We start from the raw sequence: 18,902 nt of genomic DNA on the forward strand, positions 1-18,902 counted from the left end.
TGATTGCTTTTTTCTTTATGGTATGATATTCCTTGTGTAGTTGAAAAAGAAAACTAGAGATTATGAGTAAGTGAGAGATAATGATGAACAGTAATGTAAACGAAGAATTTATTCCTATTTTATTGGGTAGCGACATGAATGTCTATGGAATGGCACGTTCATTTCATGAATCGTATGGCAAAGTTTGCCAGGCGTATGCATCAAATCAGTTGGCACCAACTCGCTATAGCAAAATCGTCAAAGTTGACGTAATTCCTGGCTTTGATAAAGATCCGGTCTTTATTGAGTCCATGTTACGTTTAGCAAGAGAGAAATATTCAGATCAAACGAAGAAGTATCTCTTGATCGCATGTGGAGATGGCTATGCAGAACTGATTTCACAGCATAAAGAAGAACTCTCAAAGTATTTTATTTGTCCTTACATCGATTATTCGTTATTTAAACGTCTGATTAATAAGGTTAGTTTTTATGAAGTTTGCGAGGAATACCAGTTACCTTATCCCAAAACGTTGATTGTTAGAAAAGAAATGTTAGTTGATGGGCATTTGAATCAAGAGTTACCATTTGACTTTCCAGTGGCATTAAAGCCGGCAAACAGCGTGGAATACTTATCTGTCCAATTTGAAGGTCGAAAAAAAGCGTTTATTATCGATAATCGTGAAGAATTTGACTTGATCTTAGGTCGTATTTACGAAGCAGGTTATACAAGTGAAATGATCGTCCAAGATTTCATTCCTGGGGATGATAGTAATATGCGTGTGTTAAATGCTTATGTCGATGAAAACCATCAAGTAAGAATGATGTGTTTAGGTCACCCATTACTAGAAGATCCAACACCAGCTTCGATTGGTAATTATGTGGTGATCATGCCAGATTATAATGAAAAGATCTATCAAACGATTAAACGATTTTTAGAAGATATTTCCTATACTGGTTTTGCGAATTTTGATATGAAATACGATCCAAGAGATGGTGAATACAAACTTTTTGAAATCAACCTTCGTCAGGGAAGAAGCAGTTTCTTTGTCACTCTTAATGGCTTGAATTTAGCAAAATTTGTGACAGAAGACCGTGTATTTGAAGTTCCATTCACAGGGACTACCTATGGGACGAGCCAATCGGATCAAGCAAAATTATGGATGGGTGTACCTAACAAGGTCTTTTTAACTTATGCAAAAGCAAATGAAGACAAAAAAGTTGCAGAAAAAATGATTAAAGAAAATCGTTATGGAACGACTGTTTTTTATGAGAAAGATCGTTCGCTCAAACGCTGGTTATTGATGAAGTATATGTTTAGAAATTACATTCCTCGATTTAAAAAATACTTTCATGTGAAAGAAGGTTGATTCATGGAAAACTTTTTTAGTATTTTGGGCGGAATGGGAACGATGGCCACAGAGAGTTTTGTCCGTCTAATCAATCATCGAACCAAAGCCTCAAAAGATCAGGAATATTTAAATTATGTATTATTTAATCATGCGACAGTTCCTGATCGAACGGCTTATATTTTAGATAGGGAACAAGAAAGCCCAATGCCTTACCTACTAGATGATGTTGAAAAACAAAATTTACTCAAACCAAATTTTATCGTTTTAACGTGTAATACAGCTCATTATTTCTTTGATGAACTTCAAGCAGCCACTGAGATTCCGATTCTTCATATGCCACGAGAAGCGGCAAATGAGCTTGTCAGACAAAATACAACTGGTAAAGTAGCCATCCTGGGTACGGAAGGTAGCATGAAAGCTGGAATTTATGAAAAGGAAGTGAGACAGCTAGGCTTTGAGGCTGTCATTCCTGATGCTCAACTTCAGGCGAAAATCAACCATTTGATTTATCATGATATCAAAGAATCAGATTATTTAAACAAAGAACTATACTACGAAATTTTGGCAGAAGCGGTGGCGCGATTTGATTGCGAAAAAATTATTTTAGGCTGTACAGAATTATCGTTGATGCAAGAGTATGTAGGGGAAAATGAATATCCCGTCATTGACGCACAGTCAATCTTAGCTGATCAAACGATCGCCCGTGCCTTACAACACCGACAAGCTACCATATCAAGTTGAAAACTTTTATGAGCAAAGATTAGGGGCGGATACCTACAGTGGTATTTGTCCCTATTTTTATCGACAACTTCATTTTTAAGAATGTTTAACTGGTAATGATACGCCCGGAAGTGATATAATTTTAGGAAGAGATATGAGAGGGGGCCGTTTGATATGGCTGATAATTTACAACTAGTAATCATCACAGGGATGAGTGGCGCTGGGAAGACGGTCGCTATTCAAAGTTTTGAAGATATGGGGTATTTCTGTATTGATAATATGCCACCAAATCTAATTCCAAAGTTTTGGGAATTGATCAAAGAATCGGGTAAAGTGACGAAAATGGCATTAGTGGTAGACTTGCGTTCACGCTCGTTTTTTGAAGAAATCCAAAATATGTTAGTCGAAATTGAGAATACGGATTTTATCGATACGTCGATTTTATTTTTAGATGCATCCGATGAAGAATTAGTCGCACGATACAAGGAAACAAGACGTACCCATCCAATGGCAATGAACGGTTTAGTCACGGAAGGAATTCGTAAAGAACGTGCGATATTGAATGATCTAAAGATGCAGGCCTCGGTCATTATAGACACGACGACTTTAACACCACGTCAGTTAAGGGAAAAAATCAATCAAACGTTTAAGACCAAAGGCGATCAAGGCTTTCGAATCGAATTTGTTTCCTTTGGATTCAAATATGGCTTGCCAATTGATTCAGATATCGTGATGGATGTACGCTTTTTACCAAATCCCCACTATATTCCTGAATTAAGACCTTTGACAGGAAAAGATCAACCAGTTTATGACTATGTGATGTCATTTGATGAAACTGAGCTGTTTTATAATAAGTTTTTAGATTTATTACAGACGGTTTTACCAGGATATATCAAAGAAGGTAAAAGCAGCTTGACGATTGCTATTGGCTGTACCGGAGGGCAACACCGTTCAGTTGCGTTAACAGAACGTTTATCAGGTGCTTTGAAAGAAAATTATAAAGTCAATGTGACTCACCGTGACAAAGATAAACGGAAAGAGACGGTGAATCGCTCGTGAAGATGAAAACTTACCGTATAAGAAAGCCCAAAATCGTTGTCGTTGGGGGTGGCACAGGCTTACCGGTTATTTTAAAAAGCTTGCGTAACCAAGGGGCTGATATTACAGCGATCGTAACTGTCGCAGATGACGGGGGCAGTAGCGGTGCAATCAGAGAATCAATTGCGATGGCGCCCCCTGGCGATTTGAGGAATGTGTTGGTTTCATTGTCGGATATGCCACAATTTTATGAAGATATCTTTCAGTATCGTTTTAAAAAAGAAGATCAATTTTTAGCCAATCATACGATCGGTAATTTGATCATTGCCGCTGTCGCAGAAATGAGAGGAAGTACATACGAAGCAGTACAACTCCTATCTAAGATGATGCATGTGGACGGTCATATCTATCCTTCTTCTGAAACACCATTAACACTCCATGCAGTTTTTAAAGATGGTACTACTGCGGTGGGGGAATCAAAAATTGCGGTCGATCGAAAAACGATTGATCATGTCTATGTGCGAAATACCACGGATGATAGCGAAGCCAAACCAGCACGAAAAGTTGTTTCTGCCATTATGGAGGCAGATATGGTCGTTTTAGGACCGGGTAGTTTGTTTACTAGCATTTTACCTAATTTGGTCATCCAAGAAATTGGAGAAGCAGTAGCTAAAACAGAAGCCGAAGTGGTGTATATTTGTAATATCATGACACAAAAAGGTGAAACAGAACATTTTACAGATGCTGATCATATTCGGGTGTTGCATGAACATTTGAAACGACCATTTATTGATACTGTTTTAGTTAACACAGAAAAAGTACCAGCAGGTTATATGGATCCCGAAATTTACGATGAATACCTCGTACAAGTAACCCATGATTTTCATGGATTACGGAATGAAGGTTGTCGAGTGATTTCGACTGACTTTTTAGAATTAAAAAATGGAGGTGTCTTCCATGATGGTGAAAAAGTTGTGGAAGAGCTATTTCGTTTGGTTTTTGGTTCCAAATATTAAACGGTAGGTTACTAAAAGAAAGGAGGAGAATAGGGTGTCATTTGCGGCAGATGTCAAAAAAGAACTTACTGGACTTGAAGTTCACCGCGAACATGCAAAGGCGGAATTAGCTGCACTTTTACGAATGAATGGATCTTTAGGGATTGTGAATCAACAATTTATCCTAAACGTTCAAACAGAAAATGCAGCTATCGCTAGACGGATCTATTCTCTTTTAAAAGATCATTATAATGTCCGAAGCGAGTTACTCGTTCGAAAAAAAATGAAATTGAAAAAGAATAATGTCTATATCGTTCGTTTGAAACAAGGAACGAAAAATGTACTGATGGATCTAGATATCATGGACGGAATGATGTTCAATGGGCATGTATCTGATGAAATTTTAGGAAATGCACAAAAAATGCGATCCTATCTAAGAGGAGCATTCATGGCGTCTGGTTCAGTCAATAACCCTGAAACTAGTCGTTACCATTTAGAAATTTTTTCCATTTATGAACAACATAATCAAGACATTTGTGATATGTTAAATTATTATGGTCTTCATGCTCGAACATTGGAACGTCGAAACGGCTATATTTCATATTTAAAAGGCGCAGAGAAAATTGCTGACTTTTTAACCTTAATTGGTGCGACGAATTCGATGTTGCGCTTTGAAGATGTCCGTATCGTACGTGATATGCGAAACTCAGTCAACCGACTTGTCAATTGTGAGACAGCTAATCTGAATAAAACGATTGATGCTGCAGCAAAACAAATCGAAAATATTGAATTGATTGAAAGTAGAGTTGGATTAACTGCACTACCAGAAAAATTGCAAGAAATTGCAGAATTGAGATTAAAGCACCCAGAAGTCAGTTTAAAAGAGCTAGGAGAAATGATTCCATCAGGAGCGATCTCTAAATCCGGAATCAATCATCGAATCAGAAAGATTAATGAATTTGCAGAAAAGTTGCGCGAAGAAGCAAGTTAAGTGAAAAAATTTTTAATTTTTTAATTAATGAAGATTTTGGGACAAGTATTTGTCTCAGAATCTTTTTTTATTATATTTCCAAAAAAGTTCTAATCAGTGTCCTTTAATATGTTAAAAAGTAAGTAGCAAGTCCCATTGATAACGGTTATTGCTACTAAAAACAAAGGAGAATAGTGTCATGAAATATCTGAATAAAATACTGAGAGCCAAGGTTGTTCAAGGTTATGAACAAGGAAAAACAGATGAAGAAATTGCAGATAGCTTGAAGATATCCCGTAAAACAGTGGTTGAAATCAAATTGCTTGAAATCGCATGTAAACTAAGTCAAGGATTTACGGAACTTGAAATAGCTGAACGATTTCACAAGCCCGTTGAGGAAATTCACAGAAACAAACACAACTATATTCTAAGACGTTTTTCGGATTCCTCTAGTAATAATTCCATTTCTGAGATTCCACCTTCCTCTAGGATTGACTCCATTTCTCAGCAGATAGGTGGTACGAAGGCGTATGTTCGTGAAAAAATAATTATTCAAAAGCTGAAAAAAATGGAAAATATCGAGGATATTACTAAGAGTGTTTCTATTTCATTAGGAGAAACTAAAAAGATAATAGAAAATTATGCAATACGAAAAATCTGTGAGGAAGAATACACACTGGAAGAATTGAATAAAATGTTGTATCTTAATTTGGCTGAGAATCCACGAGTCCATAATATCTACCTTGAAGTTAAAAAGGAAAACGAATCAGGAGAAAAAGGAGTAGAAAGTAGGAGACAAAATGAAATAATTAATTTTTACAAAGAAAATAGAAAAGACAAGTTAGAAGAAATAACATCAAATGAATTAAATAAATATCTAATTAATTATATTGCTATCCAAAGAAAGAAAGGTAAAAATATTGAGGAAATTGCACAAGAGTTGAATAGAAGTCATAAAACAATTCGAATGATAATAGCGCAATTTATTATCAGTGAATCGAGTAAGGGAACCCCTAAACAACACATTTCTACCTATCTTTGGTTAACAACAGCTCAAATGAAAAAAAATGTATACAACTATCTTACAGTAGAGTTAAAGGCTAATACAATGCAACATATTGCTTGGTTAAACAGTTCTACGTTCGATCAGATTCAATTAATGTATATCGAAGGCGCACTTGAAATGAAAAAATCCATTCATAAGATGCGCCCCAATAAAGATAGTTCAAAAAAATTAGCGTTTCTAAAACGCCACAATAAGGAGGAAATGAAGAAAATACGAGTAGAGTTCATTCAAGGACTTGAAAATAAAATAAGTCATGAAGAACTTATCGAGCAACTAAAGATTAGTAGACCAACTGCTTATAGGATACTTAATTTAGAAATCGCACGTAGCATATACCAAGGTTTTTCGGTACCTCAGATAGCTGAAAGACTACATAAAAGTTCAAGTAGTATAATGGGAAAAAAACATGCATTTATCCAAAATAGTTTTAAAAGGCATAGTGATATCCCTCTCATTGCTGAGAATATTGGTTGTTCAGAAGATTATGTGATGGAAAAATTAGTCGTTCACAAGCTAAAAATAAAGGAAAACATAAAGAATATCTCTGAAAGCTTGAATATTTCGGTAGAAAAAACTAAAACGATAATAGAGGATTATGCAATAAAAAAGATTCATCAAGGATATACACGGAAAGAATTAAATAGTATATTACCTGTGAGTTTAGATGGATATCCGAGGATACTTGAGACTTTCAAAAAAGTTGAAAAAAATAATAAGTTAGAGGGAGAAAGTAAAAACACAAATACCTTATTATTAAAAACACAACCAGAAAGGGTACTTGAACAACTAAGCTTCGAAGAGCTTGTCAAGAAACTAAGAAAAGGGATAAAAATTGGTGATATTGCAACCGAATTGGACTGGACTTCGGAAATGGTGAGACATCGAATGGCTGAATTTATTATACAACATTCAATTAAGGGAATGTCTAAAGAAGAAATAGGTAACCAGCTTTGTTTAACTCAAACTGACATAAAAGTACTTCCATATCAATATATTAGAGATTATATAGCAATGTACCATCAAATTCAAAGAATTGCGGAAAGAAATGGCTGCACGTTGGCTCAAATTTATAAGATATATGTAGAGGGGGGAGTTGCAAAAGGAGTATCCATTAATGAAATTGCATGTACGCTAAAGATAAACGAAGAAGCCGTTCAAGAGATAGTGAATAAAATTCAGAACGAATCTCAACCAGAATTAAACACCCCAGAACCACCTATCATTGAGAAAGCAATCTCTGAAGTTAAGAAAAATCTGATACAAGAAGGCACGATCCAACCACCAAAACCAATATCTATAGCTGAATCAACAAACCAGTTTCATCAAACCGACCCTGAACCAAATAGCTTAGATCTATTGGGTAAATCTATTATTAGTGAGTATAAAAAGAAAAAAAATATAAAAATGATTTCAGCTAAATATAATGTACCGCTAGAAGTGGTACAAAATATAATAAGCGAATACATAGTAAATAAAGGAAAGAAGGGGAGACGGATTAATGAGGTTGCGGCAGAGTTATATTTTTCTACCATTCATACAGGCGATGGACAAGTGTTATTTATCCATCAATCTGGAAAGGTCTCTGAAGTTAAGAAAAATCTGATACAAGAAGGCACGATCCAACCACCAAAACCAATATCTATGGCTGAATCAACAAACCAGTTTCATCAAATCTACACTAAATCGAATAGAATAGATCCATTGCGTGAAATCATTGTTAGTGAATATAAGGAGAATCAAAATATAGGAGTAATTTCATATCAATATAATTTATCACCAGAAGAGGTCCAAGAAATAATATGTGATTACATCCGAAATGAAGAAAAGAAAGGGAGGACAGTTAACGAGATTGCGACAGAATTTTCTTTTTATTCCGTTCCTAATTCCGATGGAAAACTACGGTTTATCCATAAAGATGAAGTGTTATCTCTAGTTAAAAACAATCCGTTGTACCAAAGCACGAGTCACCAACCACTACAACCAATATCTATGGATGAATTAACCAGACGTTTTGATCAAATCGAGCTTAGATCAAATAGCTCAGATCAAGTGAAAGGAAAATATGAAAAGAGTCAAGAAATGAAATCAGAAGGAGAGAGGAAGAGAAGGAATTCAGAATCGAATCCTGGCGCCCTGGACCTAAGTCTGAAAAAAGTACGGTTGGACTCGTCCATGGTTTCACAGCCAAGTCCATTAAATAAACAGTGGCCACAATTGAAAAATTTTTCATCGACTATTTCTCATGTCACTAAACAAGCGCAAGATATCAATAATGAGAGAAGACAACAGCATCTTGTTAATTCCCATGTTCAAGCTCGTTGATGAAGTTTTATTAATGAAAAAACTTAAAGAAAAATGGCGCACGGGCGAGTGATGTTTTTGAGTCACTCTTAACAGTTCAATAATGATTTGATCAGAAGTAACTCATACAGTTATCGATAAGTTTCGCTAACATCAAAAGTATAGAGATCGGAAGATTTTGGGACAAGTATTCGTTTCAGAATCTTTTTTTATTATATTTCTAAAAAAAGTTCTAATCAGTGTCCTTTAATATGTTAAAAAGTAAGTAGCAAGTCCCATTGATAACGGTTATTGCTACTAAAAACAAAGGAGAATAATTACTATGGAAAATAAGGTTAATAATAAAAGAAAGAAAAAACAAAAAAAAGATACAGAGAAACAAGAGATTCATATGAAACGCCTTCCTAAGGTTAGCCCGAAAAAACTAACGTTTCGGAAACGCCGCAATAAGGAGCAAATGAATAAAATCCATAGAGAGTTCATTCATGGACTTGAAAATAAAGTAAGTGTAAAAGAACTTACTAAGCGATTAAAGATTAGTAGACCAACTGCTTATAGGATACTTAATTTAGAAATCGCACGTAGCATATACCAAGGTTTTTCGGTACCTCAGATAGCTGAAAGACTACATAAAAGTTCAAATAGTATAATGGGAAAAAAACATGCATTCATCATAAATAATTTTCGAAGGAATGGTAATATCCGACTCATTCCTGAGATGATTGGTTGTTCAGAAGATTACGTGATAGAAAAATTAGTCGTTCACAAGCTTAAAAAAAAGGAAAATATAATGAAGATCTCTGAAAGCTTGGATATTTCTGTAGAAAAAACTAAAACGATAATAGAGGATTATGCAATAAGAAAAATTCATGATCAAGGGTATACAAGGGAAGAATTAAATAGAATATTACCTGTGAGTTTAGATGGATATCCAAGGATACTTGAGGTTTTCCAAAAAGTTGAAAAAAATAACAAATTAGTGGGAGATGCAAAAAAAAGCATTAAAAAAACAAATACCGTGTTGTTAAGAAAAAAAACAAAAAAGAGGGAAAGATTAAGTTTCGATGATCTTGTCAAGAAAAGAAAAATAGGTATGAAAATTGGGAAGATTGCAACTGAACAGGAAACGGATCTATCAATGGTGAAACATCGAATGGCTAAATTTATTATAGATCATTCAATTAGGGGAATATCTAGACAAGAAATAAGTAACCAGCTTTGTTTAACTCAAACTGAAATAAAAACATTTCCATATCAGTATATTAAAAACAATATATTAAAGAACCAAAAAATTCAAGGAATTGCGGAAAGAAATGGCTGCACGTTGGCTCAAATTTATAAGATATATGTAGAGGGAGCAATTGAAAAAAATGTATCCATTAATGAAATTGCATGTACGCTAAAGATAAACGAAGAAGCCGTTCAAGAGATAGTGAATAAAATTCAGAACGAATCTCAACCAGAATTAAACACCCCAGAACCACCTATCATTGAGAAAGCAATCTCTGAAGTTAAGAAAAATCTGATACAAGAAGGCACGATCCAACCACCAAAACCAATATCTATGGCTGAATCAACAAACCAGTTTCATCAAATCTACACTAAAACGAATAGATTAGATCCATTGCGTGAAATCATTGTTAGTGAGTATAAGGAGAATCAAAATATAGGAGTAATTTCATATCAATATAATTTATCACCAGAAGAGGTCCAAGAAATAATATGTGATTACATCCGAAATGAAGAAAAGAAAGGGAGGACAGTTAACGAGATTGCGACAGAATTTTCTTATTATTCCGTTCCTAATTCCGATGGAAAACTGCGGTTTATCCATAAAGATGAAGTGTTATCTCTAGTTAAAAACAATTCGTTGTACCAAAGCACGAGTCACCAACCACTACAACCAATATCTATGGATGAATTAACCAGCCGTTTTGATCAAATCGAGCTTAGATCAAATAGCTCAGACCAAGTGAAAGGAAAATATGAAAAGAGTCAAGAAATGAAATCAGAAGGAGAGAGGAAGAGAAGAAATTCAGAATCGGATCCTGGCGCCCTGGACCTAAGTCTGAAAAAAGCACGGGTAGACTCACCCATATTGTCACAGCCAAAAAGTTTTTCATCGACTACAACTCGTGCCGTTGAAAAAGTACAAAATGTCATCGAACAGAAATGGCAACAGCATCTAAATAACCCACGTGTCCAAGCTAGTTTACGAAGCTTTGTCAACGAAAGGTCTTAGGATAGATAGATGGTGTATCAATTCGTTTTTTATATTTTTCTAAATTAAGATCTGGATAGTCGCTCAATCAAAAATGACCCAAGGACCTTAAAAATAGGCTAGGCTATTTTGAGGTTATTTGGGTCTTGTTAGGATCGGAACGATAGTGTCAATCCTGATCAATAATGATTACAAGTACATGTGATAGTCAGGATTATTACTCGTTAATGTAATCAATTAGCTCTTCTTTTTTGATCGATTCATCAAAAATATGCTCTTCCAAAATAACAGTTGGAACAAAACGGATATTGGCAGCATTCGCCTCAGCTATAATTGCTTGAGAGGCAGGAGATTCTTCTTGGTAAGTTAGACCTAACTTATTTTGAGCATAATCTGCTACTTCTGCTAGACTAAGATTTTTCCAATCATCCTGCGAATCAAATACTTTTTTGATTTCTCGTAAAGCTACTTGACCGTCTGACGTATCAATATGATGATGCATCACATTCCCACGTTGCAAACTTTCTTTTTCTTTATCAAAAAGTTTGATCACCCGTTGCAAACGACCTTTACTTACAGCTTCTTCGAGTAATTCATAAGATTCGTTGAACCATTGACGGCAATAAGGGCAAGCCAGATTGATAAACTCTGCCATTTTCTTAGGAGCATCTAAGTTTCCATAATGAATGCCAGTTTCGGTATTTGTTTTATCTGCTTTAATGATAGATATATCCATGTATAATCACCTCTTAGATTCATTTTAAGCATTTTTCAGGAAAAAGACTAGTTTTTTGTTTAATAAAGCATGTATCTTCTCATGTGAGTACTTTTACAGAATAGGTAGGTTTTCAGGAGCTTTTGCGTTATAATAGGTGGGATATTTGAGAGAATTTGAACAAGGATGATGACAAATGCGAAAAATGAAAACAATGGACGGAAATACAGCTGCCGCTTATATTTCTTATGCTTTTACAGAATTAGCTGCAATCTATCCCATTACGCCCAGCTCAACGATGGCAGAATTAGTGGATCAATGGTCTGCTAGTGGGAAGAAAAATCTTTTTGGACAACCAGTTAAAGTGGTTGAAATGCAATCTGAAGCAGGAGCGGCTGGTGTTGTGCATGGTTCGCTCAAAACAGGAGCGCTGACAACGACTTATACAGCTTCTCAAGGATTGTTGTTGATGATACCCAATATGTATAAAATCGCTGGTGAATTACTACCAAGCGTATTTCATGTCGCAAGTCGTGCAGTAACGACGAATGCGTTAAATATCTTTGGGGATCATGGGGATGTCATGGCTGCTCGATCGACTGGATTTGCGATGCTTGCAGAAAGTAGTGTGCAAGAAGTTATGGACTTAGCACCCGTAGCACATTTGGCTTCGATTGAAGCAGAGCTGCCATTCTTGAATTTTTTTGATGGTTTTCGTACGAGCCATGAAATCCAAAAAATTGAAGTACTAGAATATGATGAGTTAGCATCGTTAATCAATCAAGAGAAACTTGCTGCGTTTAGAAACAGAGCGATGAATCCTAACCACCCAACTGTTAGTGGAACGAATCAAAATCCAGATATTCATTTTCAGCAAAGAGAGACAATTAATTCGTATTACGAACAATTACCTCGCATCGTACAAAAATACATGCAAGCAATCAATGAATTACGTGGAACTTCCTATGATTTAGTCACTTATCATGGTGCTGCCGATGCGACAGAAGTCATCATTTCGATGGGGTCGGTAGCGCAAACGATTGAACAGACAGTCGATTATTTGAATAAAAATGGCCGGAAAGTCGGTTTCTTGAATATCCATCTTTATCGCCCATTCCCAATTGAAACATTGTTGCACAAACTTCCTAAAACCACACAGTCAATTGCCGTACTAGATCGAAGCAAAGAACCAGGAGCTGGTGGGGAACCATTACTGTTAGATGTTCAAAGTGCGCTTTATGATGTAACAATCTGTCCTAAAATAATTGGTGGGCGGTATGGATTAGGATCAAAAGATGTGACACCAGATCAAATCATCAGCGTTTTTGACGAGTTGCAAAAAGATGAACAAATGAAAAAACGATTTACAATCGGGATAGTGGATGATGTTACCTATCATTCTTTGGCACCAAGACCAACATTGGATTTAACGGATGCTGAAACTTATCAAGCTAAGTTTTGGGGTTTTGGTTCTGACGGGACAGTTGGTGCAAATAAATCTGCTATTAAAATCATTGGTGATCACACAGACAAATACGCCCAAGGTTATTTTTACTATGATTCGAAAAAATCAGGTGGTTTGACGATTTCCCATCTCCGTTTTGGAGACACGCCAATTCGTTCTACTTATTTAGTTGAACATGCTGATTTTGTCGCTTGTCATACGCCTGCTTACTTGCACAGCTATGATTTAGTAAAAGGGTTGAAAAAAGGTGGCACATTTTTATTGAATACTTTATGGACAGATGAGCAGTTAGAAACGCATCTGCCTATTCGTCTAAAAAAATATTTGGCAGAAAATGAGATTCAATTTTATACGATCAATGCGATGAAAATTGCTCAAGAAGTTGGATTAGGTCGTCGTATTAACACTGCCATGCAAACGGCTTTTTTCAAATTAGCAAACATTATTCCTATTGAAGAAGTGATTCCGCTCTTGAAAGAAGAAGTGCTTAAAAGCTATGGTCATAAATCAATGAAAATCGTAGAAAAAAATAACCAAGCGATTGATCATACCCTTGAACTTCTCCATAGAGTTGAAATCCCCAAACATTGGCGATCATTAGAACTACCTAGCAAAAAAGCAGAGACAACATCACGTTACGTAAAAGAGATTTTTACGCCGATCAATGCTCAAGAAGGAAATCAACTGTCAGTAGGTACTTTAGTAGCCAACCAGATGACAACTGGCGAGATGCCATTAGGAACAGCAGCGCTGGAAAAACGAGGTGTAGCCCTAGAAGTCCCTGAATGGATCAGTGACCGTTGTACGATGTGCAATGAGTGCGCATTTGTATGTCCGCACGCAGCCATCCGCCCATTCTTAGCTGATGAAGAAGAGCTGACTGAAGCGCCTGAAGGATTTATCGTTCGTGATATGAGAGGACCTGACGGGTTAAAATATCGTATCCAAGTTTCCGTGGAGGACTGTACAGGATGTGGTTTATGTGTGGAGGCTTGTCCAGCCAAAGGAAAAGCATTAGTGATGAAACCGTACGAGGAACAAAAAGAACAAGCGGTCAATTGGGCGTTTGCAATGACATTGAGACAGAAAGAAAACCCTATGAAAGGAAAAAATACGGTAATGGCTACCCAATTTAACCAACCGTTACTTGAATTTTCAGGTGCCTGCTCTGGTTGCGGTGAAACGCCATATGTGAAACTTTTGACCCAAATGTTCGGAGACCGAATGATGATCGCTAATGCAACCGGCTGTTCTTCAATATGGGGAGGAGCTTCGCCAGCATCTCCGTTCACAACGAATGCTTGTGGGCAAGGTCCAGCTTGGTCTAATTCCTTATTAGAAGATAATGCTGAATTTGGCTATGGTATGTTACTAGCTGCTCAAACCCGTCGTGAAGCTTTAGCGCAATCTGTTCGTGAAATCATGCCAAAAGTATCGAGTGCGCTTCGACTGTTGATGGAGGATTGGCTCAACCATTTATTCGATAGCGAAGGAACACAACAACGAGCAGCTAAACTTCAGGCTGCGATGGTAGCGGAAGTACAGCAAGTCCCAGAATTGGAATCCATTCTTGAGCACAAAGATATTTTTGTCAAAAACAGTCAATGGATTATTGGCGGAGATGGTTGGGCTTATGATATTGGCTTTGGTGGTATCGATCATGTATTGGCTAGTGGGGCAGATGTGAATATCCTAGTATTGGATAATGAAGTTTATTCTAATACTGGGGGGCAAACCTCTAAAGCAACGCCAACGTCAGCTATTGCAAAATTCTCCGCAAGTGGGAAATATGCGTCGAAGAAAGATTTAGGAATGATGGCAATGACTTATGGGAACGTCTATGTCGCTCAAATTGCTTCTGGTGCCAATCAAATGCAAACAATCAAGGCGTTTGAAGAAGCAGAGAAATACCCAGGGCCATCACTAATCATTGCGTATACGCCTTGTATCACCCATGGTCTGTTGGGTGGCATGAAAGAATCGATTAAAGAAGCCAAAGAAGCTGTTTCATCAGGCTATTGGTCCCTCTATCGTTATAATCCAAGTTTAATTGAAAAAGGGAAGGTTCCGATGATTTTGGATTACAAAAAACCAGACTTTTCAACAATGGGCGATTTTATGCGTAAGCAAGTCCGGTTTTCTTCACTAGAAAGTGCCAACCCTCAATTAGCTGAAAAATTGTTTGAAAAAACGGTTCTAGATGCAAAAACTCGTTTTTACAATTATGCTTCACTCACTGGACAGCTTGATAAAATTAAAGAAAAACTAGAACCGTCTGATCCGATTGTAAAAGAAGAGGAAGTCGAAACGAAAAAGAGAAAAAAAGAACGTAAGATCGATGATGAAGCAGCAGCCAGAAGAGCTGCTAAAAGAGCAGAACGTGCAGCACGTCGAAAATGATGTTTTGATGTTTCGTTCAGTGATCCAACAATCTCATTCGGTGAATGATAAGCAAACAATTTAAAGGGCGGAAAAATCGATCGAATAATTTATGTAATTTTCTTGAAAAAAGTAGCCAGAATCGTCTCATATTTCCAAACATATGATATACTTAAAGGGAAATCTCAAAAGAGAAGAGAGGCTTTTTATGTCATTTCAAATCGGGGAACTTTTTAATTTAGAGTATTGGCAACAAATGTTTTCCGGTGACTTATTTTCTCTGAATTTTTTGGTAAACATACTGGATATTTTAGTCGTATGGTATTTGGTTTACAAACTGATCCAGCTACTAAGAGGGACGAAAGCGATCCAATTGCTCAAAGGCGTTGCCATCTTTATCGTGATTCGAATTGCGGCTGAGTTGATTGGGCTACACACGCTGTCATGGCTGATGAATCAAGTCATAACTTATGGTGTGATTGCAGCAATCGTCATCTTCCAACCAGAGATTCGTCGTGGGTTAGAACATCTGGGAAGAAGTTCGTTATTCAAACAAACGAAAAGCGAGCAACAAGAAGACGAGAAGATGATCCTATCCTTTGATAAAGCTATTCAATATATGTCGAAACGTAAGATTGGTGCTCTGATTACGATCGAGCGTCATACTGGTTTGGATGAGTATATTGAGACAGGCATCGCATTGGATGCAGATATTACTGGTGAGTTACTCATTAATATCTTTATCCCCAATACGCCGCTGCATGACGGGGCAGTTATTGTCAAAAATGGAAAAATTGCAGTTGCCAGTGCCTATTTACCTTTATCAGAAAGTATGTTGATTCCAAAAGAATTTGGAACACGTCACCGAGCTGCTGTCGGTATCAGTGAGGTCAGCGATGCAATAACTATCGTGGTCTCGGAAGAAACAGGAGATGTAAGTATCACTTTAGACAATCAATTGATACCAGGGTTATCGCAAGAAGAGTATTTATCGATCTTACGAAAACAACTAATTGTAGAAGAAAAAAATAAAAACAAAAAGAATGGGCTTCAATCTTTCTTGGACGCAATGACTAAGGGAGGGGATCGGAAATGATCTCAAAAGAAAAGCGTACGAGTATTCTGTATGGGTTTGTTGCGTTATTATTTAGTATCATTCTTTATTTCAATGCGAATGGTCAAACGATGCAAAACACATTATCTGGAAATGAATCCTATTCGCAGACAGCTTCTGATGTTTCGATCCAACTTTTATATGATACCGATAAGTATTATATCCATGGTTACGAAAACACTACTACTGTCAAATTGGCTAGTGCGAATCGTATCCAGTTGATGGCTGAGGCAAATGAAGACACCCGTACCTTTAGGGTCACCGCAGACTTAGCACATCTAGGTGAAGGAACCCACGAAGTGCCATTGAAAATCAAAAATCTAAGCAGCGCTGTCACCGCTAAGTTGCAACCGGAAACGATCACGGTTACAATTGAAAAGAAAGTGACCAAAGACTTTGAAGTTAAAGCTATTCTGCCAACAGAGACGACGCCTTCTGGTTATAATTTAACTGAAACAACTGTCGATCCAACGAAGGTCACGATCACCACTGGAGATAAGACTTTAGCGGAAATTCATCAAGTGGTTGCAAAAGTCAACCCGTCAATGATAACGGACGATGGTGTGAATAGCAATGTATCTGTACAAGCGTTAAATTCAGCTGGTGAGCCGTTGAGTATTGTTTCTGATCCAGTGCAAGTCAACGTCACGTCAGATGCAATCAAACCGAAAAAAAGGGTTAGCCTATATGGTATTCAACAAGGGACAAAAGGCGAAGGAATTAAGAACTATAATTTCAAGTTTTCCGAATTAGAGGCTGAAGTCACAGGGACGACGGAACAACTTGCTCAAATAGGGGATAGTATCGCTGTGCCTATCGACATATCAGGAATTACTCATCGAACGACTAGGACGATTCAGATTCCTGTTGAACAAGGAATGAGCGTCTCGCCTAAATCGGTTAAAGTTGAGATAACACCAGTGCTGGAATCGACAACTAGTGATTCTTCAGTCGATAAAAATCAAAGTTCGACTAAAAGGAATGACTCAACAACGTCAACGACAAAGTCGACTACATCGAGCACGTCACTTTCTAGTGTCCAGACAGAAAGCAAGCAAACTTCTGAAAGTACAGATTCAAGTGAATCCACTATGCAAAGTACACAAGAGAGTCAAACGTATTCTTCGGAAAATTAAGTTAAAGGAGCAAATTTACAATTATGGGTAAATATTTTGGAACGGATGGTGTCCGTGGCGAAGCCAATAAAGAATTGACACCAGAATTAGCGTTTAAGTTAGGTAGATGTGGCGGATATGTATTAAGCCAACATGAAACAGAAGGGAAACGTCCACGGGTTTTAGTTGGGCGTGATACCAGAATCTCTGGGCAAATGCTAGAAGAAGCCTTAATTTCTGGTTTGTTATCAGTTGGTATTGAAGTATTTCAACTTGGCGTCATTTCCACACCAGGAGTTGCTTATTTAACAAGATTGCAAAAAGCCAATGCCGGCGTGATGATTTCTGCTTCACATAATCCTGCACAAGATAATGGAATCAAATTTTTTGGTGCTGATGGGTTTAAATTAGTGGATGAACAAGAATTAGAAATTGAAGCATTGCTTGATGCCGAAGTGGACGAATTGCCACGTCCTTCAGCAGAGGGATTAGGAACAGTAGAAGAATTTCCAGAAGGCTTATTAAAATATTCTCAATTCTTAGTGCAAACGATCAATGGGGATCTATCAGGCCTAACCGTTTGTGTCGATGCGGCAAATGGGGCGACAGCAACTTCTGTCAACCGTTTATTCGCAGACTTAGAAACAGATTTTTATACGATGGGTACCAGCCCTAATGGCTTAAATATTAACGATGGTGTTGGTTCAACACACCCTGAAAAGTTAGCTGAAATGGTTGTTGAAAAAGGCGCCGATGCCGGTTTAGCATTTGATGGTGATGGGGATCGAATTATTGCAGTGGACGAACTTGGGAACATCGTTGATGGTGATAAAATCATGTTCATTTGTGCGAAATACCTTTCAAAGAAAAATCGTTTGAAAAAAGATACGATCGTTACAACGGTCATGAGTAATCTAGGATTCCATAAAGCGGTGGAAGAAATTGGCTTGAAGGACGTAGTTACTCAGGTTGGTGACCGCTATGTTGTAGAAGAAATGCGAAAAAATGATTATAATTTTGGTGGAGAACAATCTGGTCATATGGTCTTCCTTGACTTTAATACTACAGGTGATGGAATGCTATCAGGAATCCAATTACTGAATATCATGAAGCAAACTGGGAAGAAATTATCCGAGTTAGCGAGCGAAGTGACGATCTACCCACAAAAATTAGTAAATATCCGAGTAAGTAACAAAAATGGTGCAATGGAAGTTCCAGCGATCAAAAAAGTGATTGAAGAAACTGAGGCTGAGATGGCTGGTGAAGGAAGAATTTTAGTTCGTCCTTCTGGAACTGAACCATTATTACGTGTCATGGCTGAAGCGCCAACGGATGAAAAAGTAGCATATTACGTGGATAAGATTGCTGCAGTTGTTCGAGAAGAGATCGGACTTGAAGAATAAGAACTAAAATTTTTCTCATTTTAATAGTAATCGACTGTTATTTACAAAAATGTTTTCTTGTTTTTGTGAATA

At 37.1% G+C, this 18,902-nt stretch carries 12 protein-coding genes; 11 read left to right on the plus strand and 1 reads right to left on the minus strand.

Annotated features, from left to right (window positions below; genetic code table 11):
- Positions 1–80: 80 nt before the first annotated feature.
- The 7 genes from AB3I12_RS00335 (at position 81) to AB3I12_RS00365 (ending at position 10,660) form a co-directional block, all read left to right on the plus strand.
- The gene (locus AB3I12_RS00335; protein WP_368015416.1) at positions 81–1,346 is read left to right on the plus strand and encodes a D-aspartate ligase; all 1,266 of its coding nucleotides are present in this window, start codon (positions 81–83) and stop codon (positions 1,344–1,346) included.
- A 3-nt stretch (positions 1,347–1,349) separates the two neighbouring features.
- Positions 1,350–2,069: an amino acid racemase gene (locus AB3I12_RS00340; RefSeq protein ID WP_010718948.1), complete on the plus strand. Its 720-nt coding sequence runs from the start codon at positions 1,350–1,352 to the stop codon at positions 2,067–2,069.
- Between the two features lie 153 nt (positions 2,070–2,222).
- Positions 2,223–3,107 (plus strand): RNase adapter RapZ, encoded by an 885-nt coding sequence (rapZ, locus tag AB3I12_RS00345; RefSeq protein ID WP_010718949.1) that lies wholly within the window; start codon positions 2,223–2,225, stop codon positions 3,105–3,107.
- Positions 3,104–4,102 (plus strand): YvcK family protein, encoded by a 999-nt coding sequence (gene yvcK, locus AB3I12_RS00350; protein WP_010718950.1) that lies wholly within the window; start codon positions 3,104–3,106, stop codon positions 4,100–4,102. The genes rapZ and yvcK overlap by 4 nt, the downstream gene beginning before the upstream one ends.
- Positions 4,103–4,136: 34 nt before the next feature.
- On the plus strand, positions 4,137–5,072 hold the full coding sequence (whiA, locus tag AB3I12_RS00355; RefSeq protein WP_010718951.1) for a DNA-binding protein WhiA: 936 nt from the start codon (positions 4,137–4,139) through the stop codon (positions 5,070–5,072).
- 178 nt (positions 5,073–5,250) lie between these two features.
- On the plus strand, positions 5,251–8,439 hold the full coding sequence (locus tag AB3I12_RS00360) for a hypothetical protein (protein WP_063627223.1): 3,189 nt from the start codon (positions 5,251–5,253) through the stop codon (positions 8,437–8,439).
- 301 nt (positions 8,440–8,740) lie between these two features.
- Positions 8,741–10,660, plus strand: a complete 1,920-nt coding sequence (locus AB3I12_RS00365; RefSeq protein ID WP_063627222.1) for a hypothetical protein — start codon at positions 8,741–8,743, stop codon at positions 10,658–10,660.
- Positions 10,661–10,856: 196 nt separating this feature from the next.
- Here the strand turns inward: AB3I12_RS00365 and AB3I12_RS00370 are convergent, their stop codons facing one another.
- The gene (locus AB3I12_RS00370) at positions 10,857–11,375 is read right to left on the minus strand and encodes a thioredoxin domain-containing protein (protein WP_034698266.1); all 519 of its coding nucleotides are present in this window, start codon (positions 11,373–11,375) and stop codon (positions 10,857–10,859) included.
- A 175-nt stretch (positions 11,376–11,550) separates the two neighbouring features.
- Between AB3I12_RS00370 and nifJ the strand changes: the two genes are divergently transcribed.
- The 4 genes from nifJ (at position 11,551) to glmM (ending at position 18,830) form a co-directional block, all read left to right on the plus strand.
- A complete protein-coding gene (gene nifJ, locus AB3I12_RS00375) occupies positions 11,551–15,219 on the plus strand; it encodes a pyruvate:ferredoxin (flavodoxin) oxidoreductase (RefSeq protein WP_063627221.1) in 3,669 nt (1,222 codons plus the stop codon).
- Between the two features lie 187 nt (positions 15,220–15,406).
- Positions 15,407–16,294, plus strand: coding sequence for a diadenylate cyclase CdaA (gene cdaA, locus AB3I12_RS00380; protein WP_010737735.1), 888 nt, complete (start codon positions 15,407–15,409; stop codon positions 16,292–16,294).
- Positions 16,291–17,448 carry a YbbR-like domain-containing protein gene (locus AB3I12_RS00385; protein ID WP_063627220.1) on the plus strand — a complete coding sequence of 386 codons (1,158 nt, stop codon included), beginning with the start codon at positions 16,291–16,293 and terminating at the stop codon, positions 17,446–17,448. The genes cdaA and AB3I12_RS00385 overlap by 4 nt, the downstream gene beginning before the upstream one ends.
- 23 nt (positions 17,449–17,471) lie before the next feature.
- The gene (glmM, locus tag AB3I12_RS00390) at positions 17,472–18,830 is read left to right on the plus strand and encodes a phosphoglucosamine mutase (RefSeq protein WP_010718960.1); all 1,359 of its coding nucleotides are present in this window, start codon (positions 17,472–17,474) and stop codon (positions 18,828–18,830) included.
- Positions 18,831–18,902: the final 72 nt, after the last annotated feature.

This window comes from Enterococcus sp. C65, from assembly GCF_040887165.1.
In the GTDB taxonomy this organism is placed as follows: domain Bacteria; phylum Bacillota; class Bacilli; order Lactobacillales; family Enterococcaceae; genus Enterococcus_B; species Enterococcus_B hirae.